We start from the raw sequence: 22,899 nt of genomic DNA, 5'->3' as shown, positions 1-22,899 counted from the left end.
CTTTACCATCTATGTTGGTGAAGGTGTTTTTACTTAGTCATTTGGAAGGCGGTTAAAAATAATGATTAAATACATACTGCAAGATAAAAAATTTGTTTTCCTACTTTTTCTCATTAATTTATTTGGTACGATTTATGGCTTTTATTGGTATAAGAGCCAACTTTCCATTACACCGGATATCTTTTTGATTTTTGTACCTGACAGCCCTACAGCGAGTTTGTTCTTCACTATATTTTTGTTGTTTTTTCTATTTGGCAGGAACATTCCTTATATTGAGGCACTTGCCATTATAACGTTATTTAAATACGGCACATGGGCAGTGGTCATGAATCTTCTTACATTAATTGTTGAAGGGTCATTGGGCTGGCAGGGCTATATGCTGATGGCATCACATGCAGGGATGGCAATTCAGGGTCTACTATATGCACCGTTTTACAAAATAAAAATAAGACATATTGTAGTTGCTTCCATCTGGACACTTCACAACGATGTTATCGATTATGTATTTGGAATGATGCCAACGTATTCCTCGTTAGCTAATTATATGAATGAGATTGGTTATTTCACTTTCTGGCTAAGTATGTTGTCCATTTTTATAGCTTATTGGTTAACGATCGAACAAAAGCGCAAGCGCCTTGATTACCCCCGACAAGCTTAAGTAGAAACTACCAGTGGCGTTTTATGCCACAGGTAGTTTCTACTTAAGACCTCGAGGGGGTAGGCGCTGGAGCTGGACGTGGCCGTTTAGGTGTAAGAATTAATTGCTGCCAAAATTTTATGCTTTCTTATCTCTCGGAAATAGCAATAGTAAGTTACTGTTATATGTCGCTTATTTTCATCATACACTTGAATAATAACAAGTATATGAGGTGATCTCTATGGTAAACAGAAGAATACTTCTTGTCCAGATCACAGCTGCAGTGCTCATAGGGATTTTGTTTTACATTCAATTTAATTCTCCCAAGGTCCAGGCAAGTACAGTCACTACTGCGGATTTGTTAGATGGAAACAAAAACATGGATATTGCTTTGCTTATTTGCGCGGCCCTTATTGTAGGCGGATGCATCATTGGTACATTATCTTACGTAAGTTGGAAAAAATATAAAGCCGAAGTGAAACCGGAAGAGGAACCGAAAAAGGACAAATCAGTTGACTAAATATAGAAATTTGACTAAAATTGACCTTAGATAAATAATTTAAAAATGGAGGAATGTAAATGGGTTTAGGTAGTTACCTTATCTATATAGCTTTGTTGTTGATTATACCAATGTGGGCACAAGCTAAAGTTAAAAGCACATATACGAAGTTTTCCAAAATACCGACATCTTCTTCCATGACTGGAGCAGAAGTCGCACGTAAAATATTGGATGATAATGGTTTATATGACGTTCAAATCGGGCAAACCAAGGGCACTTTGACCGATCATTATGATCCAAGAAAAAAGGTAATCAAGCTTTCTGATGGAATATATCATGGTCGTTCCATGGCCTCTTCGGCTGTAGCAGCCCATGAGGTTGGACATGCTATCCAGGATCAGCAGGAATATGTATTTTTAAAATTTAGAAGCGCCTTGGTGCCAATTGCAAACTTCGGATCAAACATCTCTTTCTTTTTAATCATCGCTGGTATGCTTATGGGTGCAATGAATTTGTTCCTGTTTGGTATTATCTTCATGTCAGCCGCAGTTCTATTCCAGTTAGTAACACTCCCTGTAGAGTTCGATGCTTCAAACCGGGCGATGACCCAATTGATATCAGCTGGTGTCATACGGAATAATGAAGAAAGAGATACAAAAAAAGTCCTTAATGCCGCTGCACTAACATATGTCGCTGCTGCTCTTGTAGCTGTAGCTGAACTAGTCAGATTCATTTTAATTTACCTTGCGCACAGAGATTAATTTTAAAGGGATGACAATTCGTCATCCCTTTTCGTTTACAGTAAAATTCTACTGCAATACGTGCTGCGGTCTTCGCGAACGCCAAGTCGGGTTAATCCTGTAACGGGTTCTTATTTTCATCGAGCGTAAATCCTTCCCCCATCACATCATGGGCAGTGGTTACAGCTACAAATGCATGTGGATCGATACTATTTATAATACTCTTCAATTTTACGATTTCATTCCTTGCGACAACACAATATAGGACATCCCTTTTCTCACCGGAATAGCTTCCACGCCCATCCAAAACGGTAACTCCACGATTCATGGATGAAAGGATCTTTTCAGATATCTCACTGCTCTTGCTGGAAATGATTGTTGCACCTTTAGCAGAATATGCACCTTCCTGAAGGAAATCAATCACGCGTGCCCCCACATAAACAGCAACCAATGTGTACATACCTTCGACAAGATCCAGAATAACAAAAACAGAGGTAGCAATAACAATAAAATCAAAAAGGAACATGGTGCGTCCCATACTCCAGCCCGCATATTTATTGACAAGTCTAGCTATAATATCCACGCCACCGGTAGTCCCACCGAACCGGAAGATAATCCCCAGCCCGACACCAATGAACACCCCTGCAAATAGAGCAACCAATGTCATATCATTCTCCAAATGAATGGAGAATTGATAGACCTGGAAAATTCTTAGAAATAGTGACACGGCAACAGTTCCAATAATTGTATACATGAATGTACTTCTGCCAAGGAATTTCCAGCCTATAAAGAAAACCGGTATGTTCAGTACAATATTCGTAACAGCCGGATCCCAGCCCCAAAGAAAGTAAAGCAGTAATGTAATACCTGTAAAACCACCTTCACCAAGGTTGTTTTGCATATTAAAATGAACGATACCAAAAGAAAAGATTGCTGAACCGAGCAAAATAAATAAAATATTTTTAAATTTAATGCCAAATAACATGTAGAATTCCTCCTGATAATGATCTATATCCTGATTACCTCAAGTCTTTCTTAATTATAGTCAAATAATTTTATAAGAACAATTTAAATATTTCTGTATTAAAAATTTGTCAAACTAGCGCCTTTTCGCTAACATGATAATAGAAAAGCATAGAAGAGGGGTATTACCATCGGAGCGCAAGTCTATGATACAAAAGCAATTCAAAAAAGAGTGGACAATTATATTTCCCAGTATAAAGAAGGTTACTTTTCTCCTTTAGCTATGATGGCAAGACTGACAGAAGAGACTGGAGAATTGGCCAGAGAAGTAAATCACTATTATGGCGAGAAACCTAAAAAAGCATCTGAGAAGGAAAATACAATAGAAGAGGAATTGGGAGATATTATTTTTGTTATCGCTTGTTTTGCCAATTCACTTGAAATTGACCTCTCAGAATCATTTGATATGGCAATGAGTAAAATTGAGACAAGGGACAAGGATCGCTGGACCCGTAAATACTAAGAAATGGAAAGAGTTTGGGTCCACCCCATTAAAGGAGATAGAGAATATGGCAATAAATATTATTTTAGCAGGACCCCGTGGAAGAATGGGATCCGAAGCTGTACAAATGGTCTTAAAGGAAGCTGACTTTAAATTAGTAGCATGTATTGACAGAAAATTCGATGGTCAACATTTAAAAGACATTGATGGAATGCCTGATATAGATGTGCCTGTTTTTCAGGATATTGAAAAATGCTTTCAGCAAGTGAAAGCAGACATTTTCATTGACCTTACTGTTCCCGAGGTTGGATACTACCATACCAAAAAAGCACTGGAAAACAAAATCAGACCAGTTGTAGGAACAACAGGTTTTACAGATGAACAAATTATTGAACTTACCGAATTAGCGAAAACCAATCATACAGGATGTATCATAGCCCCCAATTTCGCAATTGGCGCTGTCTTGATGATGAAATTTTCACAAATGGCTGGAAAGTACTTTTCTGATGTTGAAATAATTGAAAAGCATCATGACAAAAAATTAGATGCCCCATCAGGCACAGCCAAAAAAACTGCAGAAATGATTATGGAAACTAGAGAATTCAAAAAACAGGGTCACCAGGATGAAAAAGAAACGATCAAAGGCTCACGTGGCGGAGAAATGGATGGCATGCGTATTCATAGTGTACGTCTTCCTGGACTTGTCGCACATCAGGAGGTAATTTTTGGGAGCTCTGGTCAAACATTATCCATTAAACACGACTCTCTAAATCGTGATTCCTTCATGGAGGGAATCAAACTATCTGTTTTGAAAGTGATGGATATGAACGAACTTGCCTATGGACTTGAAAATATCTTATAAATAAAGCCTTTTTTCATAAGTTATTTTGCTTTATAATCTTCGCAGTTCATATAAACTGTGACATAAGATAACCAGCCTTCGGCGACCGCGAACCGCAAGTGGATACGGACTGCGGTTGCCAAAGTAATTTGTCTCCATTAACAAGTTACGTCGTAGTTTACAGATGCGGCAAAAACGACATTTTTTTGGTTGCTGGATTACCCGCAACCCTTTTAGAAAGCAGCCTAGTTTTAAAACTCTATGATGATTTATAATAAAGGAAGGTATCTATGAATATCGCTTTGATTGCACACGATAAAAAGAAAGAAGACATGATCAATTTCAGTATTGCCTATTCCCATATACTTCAGGAACATCACCTGTATGCTACTGGGACAACAGGAAAATTAATTTCAAAAGCAACCGGACTGAACATTCATCGATTTATGTCAGGACCACTTGGTGGAGATCAGCAAATAGGTGCAATGATCGCTAGTAATGAGATGGATATGGTTATCTTTTTCCGTGATCCACTGACTGCACAACCCCATGAACCTGACGTAAGTGCTTTAATGCGTTTATGTGATGTATATCATATACCACTTGCAACAAATATTGCTGCTTCTGAGATTTTTATTCATGGCCTGGAGCGCGGTGATTTAAAATGGAGAGAAATCATTAAAGAAAAACGGCAGAAAGAAGGAAACGCGTGAAAAAAATAGGGATTACATGCTATCCAACTGTTGGCGGGTCGGGGGTTATCGCTACAGAATTGGGTAAACTCCTTGCTGAACGGGGAAACGAAATACACTTTATAACCTCTAGTGTTCCTTTTCGTCTTAATAAAGTTCATCCGAAGATTTTCTACCATGAGGTTGAAATGAACCATTATCCGGTTTTTCAATTTCCACCATATGATCTCGCTCTTGCTGCAAAAATGGCTGAAGTCATCGATCGTGAGAAGCTAGATATTCTGCACGTCCATTATGCTATGCCACATGCCATTTGCGCTATTTTGGCAAAGGATATCGCAGAACATGATGTGAAAATTGTAACTACTCTCCATGGAACGGATATTACGGTACTCGGCATTGATCATACGTTTAAGAAAATAATCAAGCACGGCATAGAGAAGTCGGATGCGGTGACAGCTGTTTCGAACAGTCTTGTTAATCAGACGAAAGTAATGCTCGATTTAAAAAAAGAGATATCGGTTATCTATAATTTTGTCAATGAAGAGGAATACCAAAAGAAGAATATTCCTTCACTCAAGGATCAATATGGAATTCAACGTGATGAAAAAGTACTTATACACATATCCAATTTTCGTAAGGTAAAACGTGTTCAAGATATCATTCATTCATTTGTCAAAATAAAAGAGCAAGTTAAAAGTAAACTACTCCTTATAGGAGATGGTCCAGAATGCTCCCATATGGTACATCTTGTTGAGCAGTTGGGCATACAGGATGAAGTGCTTTTCTTGGGAAAGCAGAACAATATTAGTGAATTATTGTCGATTGCGGATCTAAAATTATTACTATCGGAGAAAGAAAGCTTTGGTCTGGTGCTACTGGAGGCAATGGCATGCGGTGTTCCTTGTATCGGAACAAATGTAGGTGGAATACCTGAAGTTATTAGGCATCAGGAAACTGGTTATATTGTTGAACTGGGGGATATTGAGGCGACAGCCAGATACGCCATACAATTATTGAGCGATGAACGACTATTGAATCAATTCCGTGCAAATGCTTATAACCACAGCAAGAAAAGCTTTGAATCCTCTAAAATTGTGAGCGAGTATCTAGAGCTTTATGATACAGTTTTAAAATAGTAATCAGAAAGAAAATGGTGATCAGCATGTTACCAAAACCATTTTTAATGGCGAAACCTGTACTCGAATATATTGAAAAGCACAATCACAAGGCATATTTTGTGGGAGGATGTGTACGCGATTTATTGCTGAACCGCCCACTTGGAGATATAGACATTGCAACATCTGCACCGCCAGAATATATCCAAGAAATTTTCCCTAAAGTGATCCCGGTTGGCATCGAGCACGGCACGGTCATCGTAAGATATGAAAAAGAATCTTACGAAGTTACTACCTTCCGCATGGATGGCAACTATTCAGATAAACGTCACCCCGATACAGTTGAATTTATTGATGATATTAATAAGGATCTGGAGAGACGGGACTTTACAATTAATGCACTTGCTATGAATCTGCATGGGGAAGTTATTGATTTGTTTGGTGGCAGGAATGATATTGACAAAAAAATGATTCGGACTGTGGGAAATGGATATGAGCGCTTTACGGAAGATCCTTTACGGATAATTCGGGCACTTCGTTTCTCCAGTCAGCTTGGATTTGATATCCACCCGGACACATTTAAACAAATGAAAGACCTCCGTAAAGAAATTGAAAGCCTTGCAGTTGAACGTATTACAAATGAATTCACAAAACTTTTTGCAGGAGAATATGTTGCAAATGGTATCCGTTATTTAAAAAAGCTAGGGATTGAAAAGTTTCTACCGGTTTTCAGTGATTTTCCTGATTTAATCAATCAAATTCCATCTGCAATAAAACCTTTACAATCGTTCGGCGAATGTATTGCCCTGTTTAACATACTGAAGCCGGAAATTACGGTAAGTGAATGGGTGAGAAAATGGAAATGTTCGAATAAAACGAAACTGGAAGCTATTCAATTATTGCAGGCATATGACCAATATAAATCCAATGGCATCGATTCATGGCTGGTATATCAGTTAAGCTCTGAATTTTATGATGGCTTTTGCCGCTTATTGGACATCCTGGAACAAACGGATATCACCATACACCATATGAATGCAATTGAAAACGAACTGGAGATAAGGGAAAAAAGTGAATTGGCGATTAATGGTTACGACTTGATTGAATTATTTCCCGCTAGGCAAAAAGGGCCTTGGCTACACCAGTTAATCAAAAGAATCGAAAAAGAAGTTGTATCCGGTAATTTAAATAATACTAAATCAGAGATAAAGGATTGGATAAAATGGAATCCACTCGAGATCGATTAATAAACTTGCTTGCAGAAAATGAAGACAATTTCATATCCGGACAAGCATTATCCGAATCACTCAACATTTCAAGAAACGCTGTGTGGAAACATATGAAGGATCTCGAAAAAGATGGCTACGAAATTGAAGCGAAACCAAGAAAAGGATATCGCATCAAGGAAAACCCGGAAAAATTGAGCAGTAATACGATAAAGTGGGGGCTTGATTCCAAATGGATCGCCAAAACGGTTCTACATAAGCAAACAGTCGAGTCCACCCAAACAATCGCCCACCAGGCAGCCAGAGAGAATGCACCACATGGAACCATTGTCGTTGCTGATGAACAAACAAATGGGAAAGGAAGAATGAATCGGACATGGCATTCTTCCAAGGATAAAGGGATATGGCTTAGTATCATATTAAGACCGGAAATCCCTCCGAATCATGCAACCCAATTAACACTGTTAACCGCAACCGTCCTTGCAGATGTATTAAATACATTTGAAAATGTTGAACCACTTATTAAATGGCCAAATGATATACTGCTGAACCGAAAAAAAACAGCGGGTATTCTAACTGAAATGCAGGCAGAGCAGGACAGGATTCAGTATATACTGATTGGAATCGGATTAAATGTCAATCAATCCATCAGCGATTTAAGTGAAGATATACAACATAAAGCCACGTCATTACGAATAGAAACAAAGAAAGAATGGTCCGTCAAAAAGATCATCCAACAATTGCTGACTACCTTTGAGACTGCCTATGATGGATACATGGATGAAGGTTTTGGGCCCGTAAAAAGAAAGTGGGAGCACTATGGCTTTAAGATTGGTGAAAACATAAAAATAAACACATTTAATGATAATTGGGAGGCTAAATTCCTTGGGATTTCAGAGGAAGGCGCCCTTGTGACCGAGTCTAGAGACGGAAAACCTGTAACACTTTATTCGGCTGAAATCAATTGGTTTTAAAGATATATTGGGGATCCTGAACACAGTAGGAATTAGAAAGTAAGGTGGAAAAGATGGATAAATTTGTAGTGGTTGATCTTGAAACAACAGGACATTCACCGTCAAGAAATGATAAAATAATTGAAATCGGTATCGTTGTCATCGAAAATGGTGTCATCACAGATACCCATACGACATTATTTAATCCCAGTAAATCAATTCCACCATTTATATCGAATTTGACCGGAATATCTGATTTGGACGTTGAAAATGCACCACTATTTTATGAAAAAGCAGACAACATTATAGATCTATTTAAAGACAGCTACCTCATTGCTCATAATGTATCCTTTGATTTTGGCTTTCTTAATGCAGAGCTTGCAGCACATGGCCGAAACAGGCTGAATAATCCTGTTTTGGATACGGTGGAATTAGCGAGAATTTTGTTTCCCAGAGCACCAAGCTATAAGCTAGGTCAGCTTGCCGAATACTTGGATATTCATCACGAAGATCCTCACCGTGCACTTTCGGATGCCTATGTAACAGCTAAATTGTTTTTAAAGCTGAAGGAAAAAATAGAAACATTACCATATGAGACAATTGATCATTTATTGAAGCTTGAAAAAATGTTTATATCAGATGTGCGCGAGCTCTTCTCAGTCAGGTTGCAGGAATTGGCATTTTCCACAACTGAACAGGAAACGATCACGTCTTACCAAGGATTAGCTTTCAAAAAGGGCAATGACATAGCCAAAGAAGAACATCAGGTGGAAACATCTTTTGGTGAATATTTGGATGACATTTACGAAGATGAAGGCTCTATGCAAAAACAATTTACGAATTATGAGAAGCGGGCAGGACAGAGGGAAATGTCTGAAATCATCTATGACTCTTTTCAATCATCTACGCATGCTTTGATTGAAGCTGAGACAGGCACAGGAAAATCACTTGCTTATTTACTTCCCGCAGTATACGAAGCAGCAAAAAAGCAGCAAAAGATCGTTATAAGCACTTATACGACTCAACTACAAAGCCAGTTGCTAGAGGAGGAAATACCCTCTGTAAGACAGTTGACTGACATTCCTTTCAACGTATCATTATTAAAAGGAAAGAGTCATTACATAAGCTTAGAAAAGTTTGCCCACGAATTAAATCACACACATTCAGATAATTATGACAAGGTATTAACAAAAGCAATGCTGCTCGTATGGCTTACAGAAACGGATACTGGGGATATTGATGAAGTACAGTTACCTACAAGCGGTTATTTTTTTTATAAAAAGATATCTACGGATGCCGAGAGTAAAGTAGATCCTCAATCACCTTGGTTTTCTAAATCTTTTTATCAGAGAGCGCGAAGAAAAGCCCAAAAGGCTGATATTATTATTACAAATCATGCTTTACTATGTACAGACATGTTTAACGAGTATCAATTCCTGCCAGGATATGAGAAAGTGATTATTGATGAGGCACACCATTTTGAAGAGACTGCCTCCCGTCACTATGGCCTAAAAATGGATTATATCAATATGCTGTTTCTATTTAATCAGATTGGATATTCCAATGACGCAAAAATGTTTGGAAAGATACTGAAAAGCAATTCATTAACCGAGGAAAATATTCCGCTCGAAAAATGGGACGATATTCTGGATCAAGCGAAATATGAGATGGACGATTTATTTCAGACCCTCTATCAATATGTTGTAGCACAGCATAAAAACAGTAAATCCTTGAGTGATATAGGAAGACTGCAATATCGATTCGAAGCTGATAAGGAAGATGACACTACATGGTCAATTATTAAAGAAATGGTCTCCAGGTTGACATTCTATATTAGAGATCTGATTCATATTCTTGCACTTGTTGAGCAATATCTTACCAAACATGAGATGCTTGATAAATATGACAAAGAAGATTTAATTTCCATGACAGGTATTTTCCAGGACTTTATCGATGGATTCGAACAGATGTTTTTTACGGAAACAACTGTGCCACAAATAAAATGGATTGAAATTGATACGAAAGGAACAAAAAATGCCGTTTATTTATACAGTGAACCTTCAGATATATCCGGATTGCTGGCAAATGATTTTTTCCAGAGCAAAAAAAGCGTAATCATGACTAGCGCAACGCTTACGATGAGAAATTCATTCGTATTTATTCAAGAGAGACTCGGGCTAAGAGCGGAGAGACTCATAACCAAAAAAATCGATTCCCCATTTTCATACAAGGATCAGGTTCAACTGCTTATTCCTGATGATTTTCCAGATATAAAATACGGGAATACAGACGATTTTATTTATGCAACCTGTGAGGCGATTATTTCTCTGGCAGAAATAACAAAAGGACGAATGCTCGTGTTGTTTACTTCCTATGATATGCTAAAAAAATCGTATACTTTATTAAAGGAAATAATCAACGATAATGAATTTATACTGATAGGGCAGGGAATAACGAGTGGAAGCAGATCGAGACTAAAGAAGAATTTCCAGACATTCGATCAGGCTATTTTGCTTGGCACTAGTTCTTTTTGGGAAGGTGTGGATATACCAGGGGATGATCTCTCTTGTCTGATGATTGTTAGACTACCGTTCCAGCCTCCAAATCATCCTGTTTTTGAAGCTAAATCCCAATTGATGAAGGAGAATGGCAAAAATGCATTTATGGAATTATCATTGCCAAACGCTGTCATTAAATTCAAACAGGGTTTCGGTAGATTAATCCGTTCCTCAAGTGACAGGGGAATTGTTTTTGTTTGTGATGCCAGAATTGTAAAATCAAGATATGGGAAATATTTTACCGAATCCATACCCGACGTTCCTACATCATTTGATTCTACAAAAACATTGTTAAGTAAAGCAGAAAAATGGTTCTGATTCAGCGAGAACAAGTAAAAAGCTACTGATGCAACAGAACAGCATCAGTAGTATAATCAGATATGATGTGTGTGGGTCGGGAATATTTTGTCAAACTGATTAGAGAAAGCAGTTGATATTGTTTACTGACATGCTTTATCATACTTCGTTCATCAATTTGACGTATACTTATTGTTTACTTCCTGTTATCAGGTATGTATAGTAAAAATTGATAAAACATGAAGCAATAAAGTTAAAGGGGGACGGATGAATATGTATAATGGAAAACTCATCTTGATTCATTTCCAATTTTCATCCCGCTGGAAAAAAGTAAATAAACTGGATGAACGATATGCATAATACAAAATCCAATTGGTTAATGTGGAGTTCTGTGCTGTTACTTGTAATTATTTTAGGTTGTGGTATTTATGCTGTATACTTATACAATGAGCTATACGACAATAAAACTGCAGGATTTGATGAAACCTCACGACAAATCCTGAATCAGACAGCCATTACCGAGATAGGGAAGATGGATCAATACAATGGCTCTGAATCTTATCACATCCTATACGGTAAGAATGACGAAAATGAAGAAAAGCTCATTTTTTATCCGCTCGAAGGCACTGAAAAAGAGCTGACAACGATTGACAGGTCAGAGATCATATCAGAGGAAGAAATTCTAAGTCTTTGGCAATCGCAGTGTAATGGTTGTGAATTCGTAAAAATCAACCCTGCATTAGAAAATAACGAACCTTTATGGGAAATAAAGTATAATGACATGAATAATAGGTATGTAATGGATTATGTTTCCATTTACGATGGATCACTTGTAGAACAATACCGTTTTAAAAGAATGTTTAATTAGGGAGGAGCACAATTAATGGAATTAGCGCAACGAGTTAAAACATTATCACCATCATCAACTTTGGCAATAACAGCAAAGGCAAAAGAGTTAAAACAGCAAGGGCATGATGTAATTGGACTGGGGGCAGGGGAACCTGATTTTAATACCCCGGATTACATACTGGAAGCGGCAAAAGAAGCAATGGATCATGGTTTGACAAAGTATACTCCATCTGGTGGAATTGTCGACCTAAAAAAGGCAATTGCCGCTAAGTTCAGTAAAGATAATGGACTTGACTATACAAATGATCAAATCATCGTAACGACAGGAGCAAAACACGCACTGTATACATTATTTCAAGTGATCCTAAATAAAGGGGATGAAGTAATTGTACCGTCACCTTACTGGGTAAGCTATCCGGAACAAATTAAATTAGCGGAAGGAAATCCGGTATTTGTTCATGCTTCCGAACAAAATCATTTTAAATTAACAGCGGAAGAACTCGAACAAGCAATTACGGACAAAACAAAAGCAGTCATTATTAACTCGCCTTCAAATCCAACAGGAATGATGTATAATAAAGAAGAACTGGAAGAAATTGGCAAAGTTTGCTTAAAACACAATATTCTCATTATCTCGGATGAAATTTATGAAAAGCTTATTTATACTGCGAATCCGCATATTTCTATCGCATCGCTATCCGAACAATTAAAGGAACAGACCGTTATTATAAATGGTGTATCTAAATCACATGCAATGACCGGATGGAGAATAGGTTATGCTGCAGGATCAAAAGAAATAATCAAAGCAATGACGAACCTTGCTTCACATTCTACTTCAAATCCTACTTCAATTGCCCAGTATGCTGCACTTGCTGCATACGTAACAGAAGGGGATACATCTGAAAAATTTAAGCAGGTCTTTGCAGAAAGACTTGATGCCTTTTATGATTTAATTACTGATATTCCAGGAGTTAGCTGTGTTAAACCAGAAGGAGCTTTTTATTTATTCCCAAATGTTATCGAAGCAGTCAAAAACAATGGTTTTTCAAACGTTGACGAATGGGTTTCAGCACTGCTTGAAGAAGAGAAGATAGCACTTGTCCCTGGATCAGGATTTGGGTCACCTGAAAATGTCCGTTTATCCTATGCTTTATCCATGGATGAATTAACAGAAGCTGCAAAACGAATGAAACGATTCGTTGAAAATCACCAATCAAAGTAATATGGAGGTAAACTTTTTATGAAAACAACAATATCTCAAGCATCAAAACACAAGGAACAATCCGTAACAATTGGTGCATGGCTAACAAATAAAAGATCAAGCGGTAAAATAGCTTTTCTCCAGTTAAGGGACGGTACGGGATTTATCCAAGGAGTAGTTGTTAAAAGTGAGGTATCCGAAGAGACTTTTAACCTGGCCAAAAATTTAACACAGGAAACTTCCATGTACATCACCGGGAAAATAGTTGAAGATACACGCTCTGCATTCGGTTATGAAATGCAAGTAACCGAAATTGAAGTGATCCATGAAGCATCTGATTATCCAATTACGCCAAAAGAACACGGAACAGAATTTTTAATGGATCATCGGCATTTATGGCTTCGTTCAAAAAAACAGCATGCCGTAATGAAAGTAAGAAATGAAATTATTCGCTCCACCTACCAATTTTTCAATGAAAATGATTTTGTTAAAATAGATCCACCGATACTTACTGGATCATCTGCAGAGGGAACGACAGAATTATTTCATACAAAATACTTTGATGAAGAAGCATATCTTTCACAGAGTGGACAACTATATATGGAAGCCGCTGCAATGGCATTTGGGAAAGTATTTTCATTCGGACCTACTTTCCGGGCAGAAAAATCCAAAACGCGCAGACATCTAATCGAATTTTGGATGATTGAACCGGAAATGGCGTTTACAGATCATGAAGAGAGTCTCGAAATCCAGGAAAATTATGTAAGTTATATTGTTCAATCCGTATTGAATAATTGCAAACTGGAACTGGATATTCTGGAACGCGATACATCTAAACTGGAACAAATCAAAGCTCCATTTCCTCGAATTTCATATGATGATGCAATTGAATTGTTAAAAGAAAAGGGTTTTGATGATATCGAGTGGGGAGAAGACTTTGGTGCGCCCCATGAAACGGCTATCGCAGAAAGTTTTAATAAACCTGTTTTCATTACCAATTACCCAGCTAGGATCAAAGCATTTTATATGAAACCTGATCCAAATAGGTCGGATGTCGTTCTATGTGCCGATTTGATTGCTCCAGAAGGTTATGGGGAAATCATCGGTGGATCACAGCGTATCGATGATTTGGAACTAATGAAAGAAAGATACGAGCAGCATGGTTTGAACGGTCCTGCTTATAAATGGTACCTGGAACTAAGACAGTATGGAAGTGTTCCACATTCCGGATTTGGACTTGGTCTTGAAAGAACGGTTGCATGGCTTTCAGGCGTCGACCACGTCAGGGAAACCATTCCATTCCCAAGGTTATTAAACCGCCTATATCCTTAAGAAATCGTACAAAACGAAGGCAGATACGAAGGTTTCATACGGATTATCTATCAACGGAATTAAAATCCCTTGCAAATTTAAGCAAGGGATTTTAATTTCCCAGAACAAGTCATCTTTCATGCTATACTAATATTGAGGTGCTTTCATCATGTCAACAAATTTATCGATTCAACAGATTCTGTCAGATCAACTGCATATACCGACAACTCTGCTCACGAAATATAAATCATTCGGTCTCAATGAAAAGGAAGTTATGTTAATCCTCCAGCTGTTTCGCTACTTGGGAGAGAAGAATGATTTTCCAACACCGTATGAGCTTTCCAGACATGTAACAATGGATGAGCGGGAATGTGCGAATCTCCTAAGACAATTATTACAGAAAAACATGCTTTCCATTGAACAGAAAGAAAATGAAAATCATCAATTAAGTGAAGCCTATTCTCTGGAACCATTATGGGAAAGATTATTTTCTAAAGAAGAAGAGCAATTAGGCGAAGAACAGAAAGTAGGGACAATTTTCATTCTTTTTGAACAGGAATTTGGGAGACCATTATCACCATTTGAAATCGAAACGGTCAATGCCTGGATTGATGAAGATGAAATAGAACCTGCTTTGATAAAAGCTGGCCTAAGAGAATCTGTACTCATGGGAAAATTAAATTTCAAATATATTGACCGTATTCTGAGGGAGTGGAAAAAGAAAGGGATCCATACCGTTGATGAGGCCCGCCAGGCAAGTAAAAACTTTCACGGTAGAAAGAGTACGAAGGAAGAGAAATCGGTACAAAGAGATACATCCTTTTATTATAACTGGTTAGAAGGGGAAGATTAGAAGATGCTAAACAGAAAGCAGATTAGATATTGCCTTGATGTTATGGCGGACATGTTTCCAGATGCTCGGGGCGAATTAGTGCATTCCAATCCATTCGAGCTTGTTATCGCGGTCTTGCTGTCAGCACAATGCACAGATAAGCTTGTAAATCGAGTAACTGCAGATTTATTTCAAAAATATAAAAAGCCTGATGACTATCTTGAAGTGACGCTTGAGGAATTGGAAGAGGATATAAAATCGATTGGTCTCTACCGTACAAAGGCAAAAAACATTAAAAAGTTATGTCAGGTTTTACTGGATGACTATAATGGGGAAGTACCCCGGACGAAAGAAGAGCTAATCAAGCTTGCAGGGGTAGGGAGGAAAACTGCAAATGTAGTGGCTTCCATAGCTTTTAATGAACCTGCTATTGCAGTGGATACACATGTTGAGCGTGTTTCCAAGCGACTAGGAATTTGCAGATGGAAGGATTCAGTCATTGAAGTAGAAGAAACACTTATGAGGAAAGTCCCCCGGGATGAATGGAGTGTCACACATCATCGAATGATTTTCTTTGGAAGGTATCACTGTAAAGCCCGTAACCCGGATTGCCCGGAATGCCCCTTACTTGAATTATGCAGAGAAGGTCAAAAACGAATGAAAAAAGCAAAAGTACAATAAAAGCACAACCGACTTGAATACCGCAACAGAAGGATCGTTCGCTTGCGCTGGAATTTCAGAAGAGCGGAACCGGAGCTGGACACTCACTGTTTCTGTATTAAATATAAAAAACAGGTAAACTCTTAACGAGCTTACCTGTTTTTGTTATGATTGACCATCATCATCTTCTTCAGGTTCAGCGGGCTGTTCATCCGCTTCTTCTGTGTCTTCATTACTTTCTTCTTCATCCGGCTGTTCTTCTTCATCTTCTTCTTCTTGACCATTGTTGTTTCCATTTCCATTGCCGTTGTTGCCATTGTTACCTCTATTTCCATTATTACCGTTATTTCCATTGTTGCCATTGTCGTCTTCATTCGTCTCTTCAGCAGGTATATCTACAGTGGTACTTTGTGTCGGACCTCTTACACCTTCGTTATCTCCATTTTGTCCAATTGGGGTAACTTCAATGGTGTACGTTTGACCTGGGGTCGCTCCACTCACTTCAATTCCTTCTGATTGGACTGTTTGTGTCTGGCCATTGACAGATACTTCAAAGGATGCAGATGGCCCATCATAATTCCACGTCACATCAATCAAAGAACTGTCTTCAACATAACGTGCATTCAATCCACTAACTGGCGGTATATCTTCTTCCTCTTCTTCACCAGGAATGGTTATTGATGTTGTAGCTGGTTCACTTGTCATCGATCCGCTTTTGACGACTACCTGTATCTCATACGCCGTTCCAGGCTCTACTTCCGATATTTCCATCGTTGTATCTTCGGTGGAAGACAGACTTTGCATTTGACCACCATCCACACTTGCACTGACTTCAAATGATACGTCTTCATCTGTATCATAATTCCACTCAACCTGAACAGAGTTGGAATCCTCGTCATATTCGGCACGTAGCCCTGTAACTGGGTTCAGCTCATCAAACTTTTCAGATGTTTTCGTAGGTTCTGTTCCTTTTACAAACAGCTCCGTAACGATTTCTGAAGAAGGGGTGTATTCACTTGGAAGTGCAGGTGGGTTGGTTCCTTTTTCCACTTTTACTTCAACAACTGAATCTGGTCTTTGCCAATCACCAGATTCAATTCCTTCCGATATTTTAGACATCGTTTCTCTAAATAATGCTTTTGAAATGTTTGTATCCTTAAGTGGTGCTCGGTTACCAGCTTCATCAAAACCGGCTGTCCATGAAGAAATTGTATAATTTGTTGAATAACCGGCAAACCATGCATCAGGACTACCAGAGACATCAGGGAGATTTGTTGTCCCCGTTTTTCCGGCAATAGTAATTCCTGGAACATTTGCACCTGTACCAGTACCTTCCGTAACAACGGATTTTAACATGTCTGTTACCATATATGCAGTGTAATCGGACATGACCGCTTCTGGTTCTGGAGTAAGATCAACTACTTTTCCATCTGGAAACTCTACTTTCGTCACAGCATACGGCTCATTATAAATTCCCTCGTTACCAAAAGCTCGATATGCTCCCGCCAGTTGAAGAGGTGTAACGTTGGTATCTGTTCCGCCGATTGCATCACCTATCGCAATCTGATCATTAGCAAACGTATATCCTATATTTTCTGCAAATTCCTTCGCTTTTCCATATCCAACTTCTTCCAGCAATTTAACAGTAGGAACATTCAATGATTGATTCAATGCATGTCGTGCAGTGATCCAACCACTATAGCTTCTGTTCCAGTTTCTGATTGAATGTTCCATTCCTGCACCTTGATATGGTCCATCATCATTGATTTGATGATAGGTGGACATTTTGTTATATTCGATAGCCGGACCGTATGCCACAATAGGTTTGGCTGTCGATCCCGTTTGACTGCCACCTCTGATTGCGTAGTTAAATCCTCGATTGCCTTCATTGTTTCTACTTCCGCCGATGGCCTGGATTGCTCCTGTTTGCGTATCCAACACAACCATTGCGGCTTTTGTCTCATCATCCGGATATTTTATCGGATTTTGTTCACTGTCTGTCAATAGAAATTCAACATGCTCCTGAATACTTGTATCCAAAGTAGTATAGATTTTTAGACCGTCTGTGTTAATGTTGGCACCATCAATTTTTTCAGACACTTCATTTTCTACTTGTTGAATAAACGCTTCATATGGTGTTGGGTCCGGACGTGACTCAACAAGCAGGGAAGGGATATCTACTTCCCTTGCTTCATCCGCTTCAGCCTGTGTGATCTTATCATGTCTTACCATTAACGTTAGAACAGTGTTCATTCTTGTTTCTGTCAAATCAGGATTTTGAAATGGGTTATAGGCAGTTGGCCGTTGTGGCAAGCCGGCAAGTATGGCTGCTTCTGCCAAAGACAAATCATCTAAGTCCGTTTTCCCAAAATAGTTTTCTGCAGCTTGGGCAACCCCGTAAGCGTTATTACCATAAAAAATACCATTTAAATACATTTCCATAATTTCTTCCTTGGAATATTCGCGTTCCAATTGTAATGCAAGCCAAGCTTCCTGTACCTTCAGACTGATTTTCTTATCTGGTGTCAGGAAGGCTCTCTCAACTACTTGCTGGGTGATTGTACTTGCTCCTTGTGAACCAAATCCGTCAGTTATGTTAGCAAGTACTGCTCCACCAATTCTTCGGAAGTCTACACCGGGATGCTCAAAAAATCTTGCATCCTCTGTAGCAGTTACTGCATCAATAAGAATGTCCGGCAAATCTTCATAGGAAACCTGTTTCCTTTTTTCATCACCGCTTAAATTAGCAAATTGATTACCATCTTTGTCAAATAATGTGGATGAGAAGGGAACAGATAGTTGTGATTCATCCAGCTCTGGAGCTGTTGCTATCCAGTATGCACCAACAACTGCTCCTCCAATTCCTAAAGATAAAAAGACAATAAGTGCTGCCAATGCTATTTTTTTCCAAATTGGTTTCTTTTTTGTGTTTTTCTGTTTTCTTCTAGCTGATCGACTCTGGCTGTTTTCTGCCATAGTTCCATACCTCCGTCTCTAAAAATAAAGCTTATCTATGATAGCTAAATAATCGACTCTTGTCTGATATTGAAAGGGAATGATATAACTGTCCTTTTTTATCGTTTCATAGGAAATTGACTTTTTTCCTCCCTTTAATTTGTCGTTCCAATAGGAAAAAAGTTTCTCTGCTTCAAGAAAATATGTTTCATCATAGGCTGCAAAACGAATAATCATGAAGCAAACACCACCATGATCCACAACGGATTGCATATGGCTTATCTGATGATCGTGGATATTGGATAATGGAAATCGAGTCTTATTCCTTGTTTCCTTTGCTTCAAAATCAACATATTTGCCTCTATATAGGCCGTTGTAATCTGTTGTGGAAGCTTGTTTGTAATACGCTTCTGTAATAACAGCAGCACTACGACTGGGATAATTGACTTTTACTATTTGTACTGGCGTCGGTTTTTTATGAATAACAGCCTGATCGGTATCCAGATAAAATTTATTGGTAATATTTATATCCTCTTCGAGCGTCATGCCCCGATTACTGAATATCTTATTTTCCTGGTTTGATGATGATTTCTGGACAGGTATGATTTTCCTTTGTCCATTCGGATAATTCAAAAGATGCTCCCTCCCAGCATAATACAGTATGATATCAGAAAAAAAGGTAAATGATAACTTTTAACATCCCTGTATGTCTAAATACATGATTCGAAAAAGAAAGACGTGTTGTATGTTGATTCATAAAAAGGATTACATAGTATATTATATAACAAATCTGACCATATCACATAACGTAGACAATATCTCTAGAACAAAGGCTTACCAGAATTTTTTTATGGATCACCCCGAAATCAAGTGGGCACTGGTTGCAAGTATCGTATCCAGAAATGCTGGATGGAATATGACTGATTTGTCTTTACCCCAATTTAAAGGGTTACTGGGCAGAAAAGAGCGAAACCGCTTATTTATGACATATGAACGGGCAAACTGGCTAATTTTTTCAGATGCCTATCCACAATTACTTCTATACTATTTATCAAAGAAATACAATCAGCCTTTATTTCATTTGCTTCCTGAATTTCATGTTTCATCCTTTATGGTAAATGAATGGTTTCATTTCTGGAAATTTGAGGATAAGGAAAGACTGTTAACTTCTTTAATCATTAATGAACAAAATCTCATCCAAGCACCTGTTATCGACCAGTCATTTTTTAAATCACAAGTGTTTGGTTCTATACCATATAAGCTGCAAAATTTCCTTTATATGAATGCCGTTTTATTGCCTGATCGAAAAGGTAACCTTCATGGTACATTTGTACATGGTTTCACAAACGTAGACAAAAGGATAGAAGTGGGAAGAAAAATTGCCGCCATGCTCCAGAGACAAGATATTTATGAAGCGACGTTGGACTTTATAGTATCAATCGAACCAACTGGGTCACGTATGGAATACGAATCTTTTTTAAAATGGAACCTTCCTAGCAGTTCCATTTTAAGGACACTGTATCCCATCATCGACCATCAAGATATCATACGTAAGGACTGGTTAAAAAGAGGGGATATAAAAACAAAATGGTATAAGAAAGCCATTAATCCAGGCAAAACGGAAATTGGAAGATCCTTTTATAATAAGAGGAGATTATTGTTTGCCTACTATTATTTGAAAAAACGATTCAAAAGAGCACAAGTTACTTAATCAACTTACAAAAGGGTAGTCTGCGTGCTTGACGGCTGTTTTTGTCTGTCCATGTACTGCTGTCATCCATGTATAGTTCCTAATGTATGGAGAAAGGATTTGTACCACAGTGGACAAATCCTTTCTCCATTGTATTGTCAAAAAACGAGTTTAGTCTATACGGAAGGACGGTTTGGACCGTTGAGTTTTTTATCACCAGTTTTTAAGGACTTTGTTTTACGATCTGTTGTACTGCTTTGCTGACGTTCTTTTTTGGATTGCTTCAAAATAAAACACCTCCTTTTTTGAAGTCAAGAAAGTTTACAAACATCCTTAACTACATAAGTGTAACGAAGGTTGTCATGGAAAGGCTTGGTGACAGCCTTCGTTTACTAATAGTTTGTCTAACTTTAGATAAAAGATAAGTAATTCCACTAGTTTTGTACATTAACTTCTAGTTTTGTCGAAGGGGGAGGATAGTACCACGTAGGAGGCGAATCATTAGTTAATAAATAAATAATAAGGGTGATCAATATGACAGCTATTATGAAAATGGAACAGAATGGCATAAGTAAAAATAAAGCTCAACATACATTGGAAGAAATGGCCGAACAACTTCAGTTAATCGATCAAAAACTTAAAGTAAATGTGGATCGTGAAGTTTGGATGCATTTTCAAAATGAAATTCATCAAATAGATTTTACTAAAAATGCGATTAATAAAATGAGGAAATAAATGCCTTCTATACGTAAAAATGATAAAGTAATATATATCGTTTAAACTTTAGTATAAAGGCGGAAACATAATGGAACTAAAGAACCAGACTGAACTGTTAAAAGAACATCTTTTTCGATTGAAAGCGATTTTCGAAAAAAATTCCCCACCTGAAAGTACGAAAGACAAAGCATTCTTTCTAATGGTTAAGGAAGAAACGATGCCTGTCTATCAACTTTTGGAAGAGTGGGAGGATGGAGCATTAAAAGTAGTCAAAGAAAGAAAGGCTAAAGTACACCCACACCAAATAACTTCCACAAAGGAAAATATGGAACTAGTGCTCATGCACAGCTATTATGTAGATACAAGAAGAAAACGCTATATGGAATTGCATCGTTCGATAATATATGTGTTCGACTTGCTTATGGAGGATATCTAGTATATAAATCCTAATTGGAAATCTTTACAAAAGTTTGTATTTCTCTTATAATTACCTGCACAAACACAAAAGGATGAGATCGATGAAAACGGATAAATTAATCGAAGAAGCAATAAAAATCAGAGATAAAGCGTATGTTCCATATTCCAAGTTCCAGGTCGGAGCTGCCTTACTTACCAAATCAGGAAAGGTTTATACTGGGTGCAATATTGAAAATGCTGCATATCCGGTAAGCTGCTGTGCGGAACGTGTTGCTATCTTTAAAGCAATATCAGAAGGGGAGACAGAGTTTCAGGAAATGGCAGTTGCAGCAGATTCTCCAAGACCTGTTCCACCCTGTGGCTCTTGTCGCCAGGTAATGAGTGAATTTTTCTCCAAAACGATGCAGATCCATTTATCTAATCTTAAAAAACAAACAAAATCATTTACAATGGAAGAACTACTTCCTTTTTCATTTGGTACTGATGATATGTCGTGACTTATTTTTAGTAGGGTGGAGATTCCATTCTAAAAACTGCATGGCCCTTAATTTTAAGATTTTTAATTGTAAGAAGGAGACTGAGATTCAGTTTCCTTTTTTAGCAGGAAGGAAACGACAAATTACCAACCTGTACAAGTCAACTATCACCGAAAGGCTTGGTGACAATCAAGTTTTCTAATGGTATAATAAAATTAGTATATTTAGCATTAATTTTTCATTTGAATAATAAACTGAAAGAGGATGTTCAAGAAGTCGGTAAAATCACACAACGAATTTTCGGTGCGATGCTTTTGAACATTCTTAAATTGACTAGAAAAAATGATAACTAAAAATAGGAAATGTGAAGATTATGAGGTGATGAGATGGCTTTAAACCGTATTCAACTAAGTGGAAAAGATATTCTTGAAAAAGATTTTAAAACAGCTATGAGAGGATACAATCAGGAAGAAGTTGACGAGTTTCTTGATGTTGTCATACAGGACTATGATATATTCAAGCAGGAAATTGAACGACTGCAGGCTGAAAACGAAAAGTTGAGAAAAAATTCTGTAGAGCAGCCAAGAACAAGAACACCACAACCTAATACTCAGGTTAATTACGATGTATTAAAGCGCCTTTCCAATTTGGAGAAGGCTGTTTTCGGCAAAAAATTCGCCGATGCTGGTGAATAATTTACTCGCTCTGCCAATTTTTTACATCCATTGATTAAAGTATATTTTTATGATATGATAATAAAACATT

At 37.8% G+C, this 22,899-nt stretch carries 23 protein-coding genes; 20 read left to right on the top strand and 3 right to left on the bottom strand.

From position 1 onward, the window contains the following. The first annotated feature begins 61 nt into the window (after nt 1-61). The 3 genes from lhaT (at nt 62) to MN204_RS14790 (ending at nt 1,897) form a co-directional block, all read left to right on the top strand. On the top strand, nt 62-658 hold the full coding sequence (gene lhaT, locus MN204_RS14800; RefSeq protein ID WP_249871855.1) for a lipoprotein heptaprenylglyceryl N-acetyltransferase LhaT: 597 nt from the start codon (nt 62-64) through the stop codon (nt 656-658). A 220-nt stretch (nt 659-878) separates the two neighbouring features. Beyond that, nucleotides 879-1,157 (top strand): sporulation protein YpjB, encoded by a 279-nt coding sequence (locus MN204_RS14795; RefSeq protein WP_249871854.1) that lies wholly within the window; start codon nt 879-881, stop codon nt 1,155-1,157. Nucleotides 1,158-1,216: 59 nt separating this feature from the next. Next, entirely contained in the window at nt 1,217-1,897 is a 681-nt protein-coding gene (locus MN204_RS14790) for a zinc metallopeptidase (RefSeq protein ID WP_249871853.1), read from the top strand. 91 nt (nt 1,898-1,988) lie between these two features. Here MN204_RS14790 and MN204_RS14785 read toward each other — a convergent pair whose 3' ends face one another. Next, nucleotides 1,989-2,861, bottom strand: a complete 873-nt coding sequence (locus tag MN204_RS14785; protein WP_249871852.1) for a YitT family protein — start codon at nt 2,859-2,861, stop codon at nt 1,989-1,991. A 210-nt stretch (nt 2,862-3,071) separates the two neighbouring features. Here MN204_RS14785 and MN204_RS14780 point away from each other — a divergent pair, with 210 nt between their 5' ends. From MN204_RS14780 to nth, 12 genes are all read left to right on the top strand, one after another. Then, complete coding sequence (locus MN204_RS14780; protein WP_249871851.1) at nt 3,072-3,362, top strand: nucleotide pyrophosphohydrolase; 291 nt, start codon at nt 3,072-3,074, stop codon at nt 3,360-3,362. 46 nt (nt 3,363-3,408) lie between these two features. Continuing rightward, complete coding sequence (gene dapB / locus MN204_RS14775; RefSeq protein ID WP_249871850.1) at nt 3,409-4,203, top strand: 4-hydroxy-tetrahydrodipicolinate reductase; 795 nt, start codon at nt 3,409-3,411, stop codon at nt 4,201-4,203. A 269-nt stretch (nt 4,204-4,472) separates the two neighbouring features. Further along, entirely contained in the window at nt 4,473-4,895 is a 423-nt protein-coding gene (gene mgsA, locus MN204_RS14770; protein WP_249871849.1) for a methylglyoxal synthase, read from the top strand. Further along, nucleotides 4,892-6,013: an N-acetyl-alpha-D-glucosaminyl L-malate synthase BshA gene (gene bshA / locus MN204_RS14765; RefSeq protein WP_249871848.1), complete on the top strand. Its 1,122-nt coding sequence runs from the start codon at nt 4,892-4,894 to the stop codon at nt 6,011-6,013. Before mgsA ends, bshA begins: the two co-directional genes overlap by 4 nt. Nucleotides 6,014-6,039: 26 nt before the next feature. After that, nucleotides 6,040-7,239: a CCA tRNA nucleotidyltransferase gene (locus tag MN204_RS14760; RefSeq protein WP_249871847.1), complete on the top strand. Its 1,200-nt coding sequence runs from the start codon at nt 6,040-6,042 to the stop codon at nt 7,237-7,239. Then, nucleotides 7,215-8,192, top strand: coding sequence for a biotin--[acetyl-CoA-carboxylase] ligase (locus MN204_RS14755; protein WP_249871846.1), 978 nt, complete (start codon nt 7,215-7,217; stop codon nt 8,190-8,192). The genes MN204_RS14760 and MN204_RS14755 overlap by 25 nt, the downstream gene beginning before the upstream one ends. Nucleotides 8,193-8,245: 53 nt before the next feature. Further along, entirely contained in the window at nt 8,246-11,047 is a 2,802-nt protein-coding gene (gene dinG, locus MN204_RS14750) for an ATP-dependent DNA helicase DinG (RefSeq protein WP_249871845.1), read from the top strand. Nucleotides 11,048-11,378: 331 nt separating this feature from the next. Continuing rightward, nucleotides 11,379-11,894, top strand: a complete 516-nt coding sequence (locus MN204_RS14745; RefSeq protein WP_249871844.1) for a cell wall elongation regulator TseB-like domain-containing protein — start codon at nt 11,379-11,381, stop codon at nt 11,892-11,894. A gap of 15 nt (nt 11,895-11,909) precedes the next feature. Continuing rightward, nucleotides 11,910-13,097 carry a pyridoxal phosphate-dependent aminotransferase gene (locus MN204_RS14740; RefSeq protein ID WP_249871843.1) on the top strand — a complete coding sequence of 396 codons (1,188 nt, stop codon included), beginning with the start codon at nt 11,910-11,912 and terminating at the stop codon, nt 13,095-13,097. An 18-nt stretch (nt 13,098-13,115) separates the two neighbouring features. After that, nucleotides 13,116-14,408, top strand: coding sequence for an asparagine--tRNA ligase (gene asnS / locus MN204_RS14735; RefSeq protein ID WP_249871842.1), 1,293 nt, complete (start codon nt 13,116-13,118; stop codon nt 14,406-14,408). A gap of 148 nt (nt 14,409-14,556) precedes the next feature. Further along, nucleotides 14,557-15,240 (top strand): DnaD domain-containing protein, encoded by a 684-nt coding sequence (locus MN204_RS14730; RefSeq protein ID WP_249871841.1) that lies wholly within the window; start codon nt 14,557-14,559, stop codon nt 15,238-15,240. A gap of 3 nt (nt 15,241-15,243) precedes the next feature. Beyond that, on the top strand, nt 15,244-15,900 hold the full coding sequence (gene nth, locus MN204_RS14725; protein WP_249871840.1) for an endonuclease III: 657 nt from the start codon (nt 15,244-15,246) through the stop codon (nt 15,898-15,900). A 144-nt stretch (nt 15,901-16,044) separates the two neighbouring features. On the opposite strand, the gene MN204_RS14720 is transcribed toward nth, so the two are convergent. Together MN204_RS14720 and recU are read right to left on the bottom strand one after the other, a co-directional pair. Further along, nucleotides 16,045-18,855 (bottom strand): penicillin-binding protein 1A, encoded by a 2,811-nt coding sequence (locus MN204_RS14720; RefSeq protein ID WP_249871839.1) that lies wholly within the window; start codon nt 18,853-18,855, stop codon nt 16,045-16,047. An 18-nt stretch (nt 18,856-18,873) separates the two neighbouring features. Then, on the bottom strand, nt 18,874-19,467 hold the full coding sequence (recU, locus tag MN204_RS14715) for a Holliday junction resolvase RecU (protein ID WP_249871838.1): 594 nt from the start codon (nt 19,465-19,467) through the stop codon (nt 18,874-18,876). A gap of 112 nt (nt 19,468-19,579) precedes the next feature. Here recU and MN204_RS14710 point away from each other — a divergent pair, with 112 nt between their 5' ends. The 5 genes from MN204_RS14710 (at nt 19,580) to gpsB (ending at nt 22,829) form a co-directional block, all read left to right on the top strand. After that, nucleotides 19,580-20,545 (top strand): DUF2515 family protein, encoded by a 966-nt coding sequence (locus MN204_RS14710; RefSeq protein WP_249871837.1) that lies wholly within the window; start codon nt 19,580-19,582, stop codon nt 20,543-20,545. 513 nt (nt 20,546-21,058) lie between these two features. Beyond that, nucleotides 21,059-21,259 (top strand): hypothetical protein, encoded by a 201-nt coding sequence (locus MN204_RS14705; protein ID WP_249871836.1) that lies wholly within the window; start codon nt 21,059-21,061, stop codon nt 21,257-21,259. A 70-nt stretch (nt 21,260-21,329) separates the two neighbouring features. Then, a complete protein-coding gene (locus MN204_RS14700; RefSeq protein WP_249871835.1) occupies nt 21,330-21,677 on the top strand; it encodes a DUF1798 family protein in 348 nt (115 codons plus the stop codon). Nucleotides 21,678-21,732: 55 nt separating this feature from the next. Then, nucleotides 21,733-22,155 (top strand): cytidine deaminase, encoded by a 423-nt coding sequence (locus MN204_RS14695; RefSeq protein ID WP_306798725.1) that lies wholly within the window; start codon nt 21,733-21,735, stop codon nt 22,153-22,155. A gap of 365 nt (nt 22,156-22,520) precedes the next feature. Next, nucleotides 22,521-22,829, top strand: coding sequence for a cell division regulator GpsB (gpsB, locus tag MN204_RS14690; RefSeq protein ID WP_249871833.1), 309 nt, complete (start codon nt 22,521-22,523; stop codon nt 22,827-22,829). Nucleotides 22,830-22,899: the final 70 nt, after the last annotated feature.

Source organism: Oceanobacillus saliphilus (assembly GCF_023522835.1).
Taxonomy (GTDB): Bacteria; Bacillota; Bacilli; order Bacillales; family Amphibacillaceae; genus Oceanobacillus; species Oceanobacillus saliphilus.
Note: the sequence above shows the minus strand (reverse complement) of the source record. Positions and strands in the feature narration are given on the sequence as shown.

What these genes read in the sequence shown, in the direction of transcription:
- lhaT (WP_249871855.1), top strand. Translation starts at nt 62, where the DNA reads ATGATTAAATACATACTGCAAGATAAAAAATTTGTTTTCCTACTTTTT.
- MN204_RS14795 (WP_249871854.1), top strand. Translation starts at nt 879, where the DNA reads ATGGTAAACAGAAGAATACTTCTTGTCCAGATCACAGCTGCAGTGCTC.
- MN204_RS14790 (WP_249871853.1), top strand. Translation starts at nt 1,217, where the DNA reads ATGGGTTTAGGTAGTTACCTTATCTATATAGCTTTGTTGTTGATTATA.
- MN204_RS14785 (WP_249871852.1), bottom strand. Translation starts at nt 2,861, where the DNA reads ATGTTATTTGGCATTAAATTTAAAAATATTTTATTTATTTTGCTCGGT.
- dapB (WP_249871850.1), top strand. Translation starts at nt 3,409, where the DNA reads ATGGCAATAAATATTATTTTAGCAGGACCCCGTGGAAGAATGGGATCC.
- mgsA (WP_249871849.1), top strand. Translation starts at nt 4,473, where the DNA reads ATGAATATCGCTTTGATTGCACACGATAAAAAGAAAGAAGACATGATC.
- MN204_RS14760 (WP_249871847.1), top strand. Translation starts at nt 6,040, where the DNA reads ATGTTACCAAAACCATTTTTAATGGCGAAACCTGTACTCGAATATATT.
- MN204_RS14755 (WP_249871846.1), top strand. Translation starts at nt 7,215, where the DNA reads ATGGAATCCACTCGAGATCGATTAATAAACTTGCTTGCAGAAAATGAA.
- dinG (WP_249871845.1), top strand. Translation starts at nt 8,246, where the DNA reads ATGGATAAATTTGTAGTGGTTGATCTTGAAACAACAGGACATTCACCG.
- MN204_RS14745 (WP_249871844.1), top strand. Translation starts at nt 11,379, where the DNA reads ATGCATAATACAAAATCCAATTGGTTAATGTGGAGTTCTGTGCTGTTA.
- MN204_RS14740 (WP_249871843.1), top strand. Translation starts at nt 11,910, where the DNA reads ATGGAATTAGCGCAACGAGTTAAAACATTATCACCATCATCAACTTTG.
- asnS (WP_249871842.1), top strand. Translation starts at nt 13,116, where the DNA reads ATGAAAACAACAATATCTCAAGCATCAAAACACAAGGAACAATCCGTA.
- MN204_RS14730 (WP_249871841.1), top strand. Translation starts at nt 14,557, where the DNA reads ATGTCAACAAATTTATCGATTCAACAGATTCTGTCAGATCAACTGCAT.
- nth (WP_249871840.1), top strand. Translation starts at nt 15,244, where the DNA reads ATGCTAAACAGAAAGCAGATTAGATATTGCCTTGATGTTATGGCGGAC.
- MN204_RS14720 (WP_249871839.1), bottom strand. Translation starts at nt 18,855, where the DNA reads ATGGCAGAAAACAGCCAGAGTCGATCAGCTAGAAGAAAACAGAAAAAC.
- MN204_RS14710 (WP_249871837.1), top strand. Translation starts at nt 19,580, where the DNA reads ATGTTGATTCATAAAAAGGATTACATAGTATATTATATAACAAATCTG.
- MN204_RS14705 (WP_249871836.1), top strand. Translation starts at nt 21,059, where the DNA reads ATGACAGCTATTATGAAAATGGAACAGAATGGCATAAGTAAAAATAAA.
- MN204_RS14700 (WP_249871835.1), top strand. Translation starts at nt 21,330, where the DNA reads ATGGAACTAAAGAACCAGACTGAACTGTTAAAAGAACATCTTTTTCGA.
- gpsB (WP_249871833.1), top strand. Translation starts at nt 22,521, where the DNA reads ATGGCTTTAAACCGTATTCAACTAAGTGGAAAAGATATTCTTGAAAAA.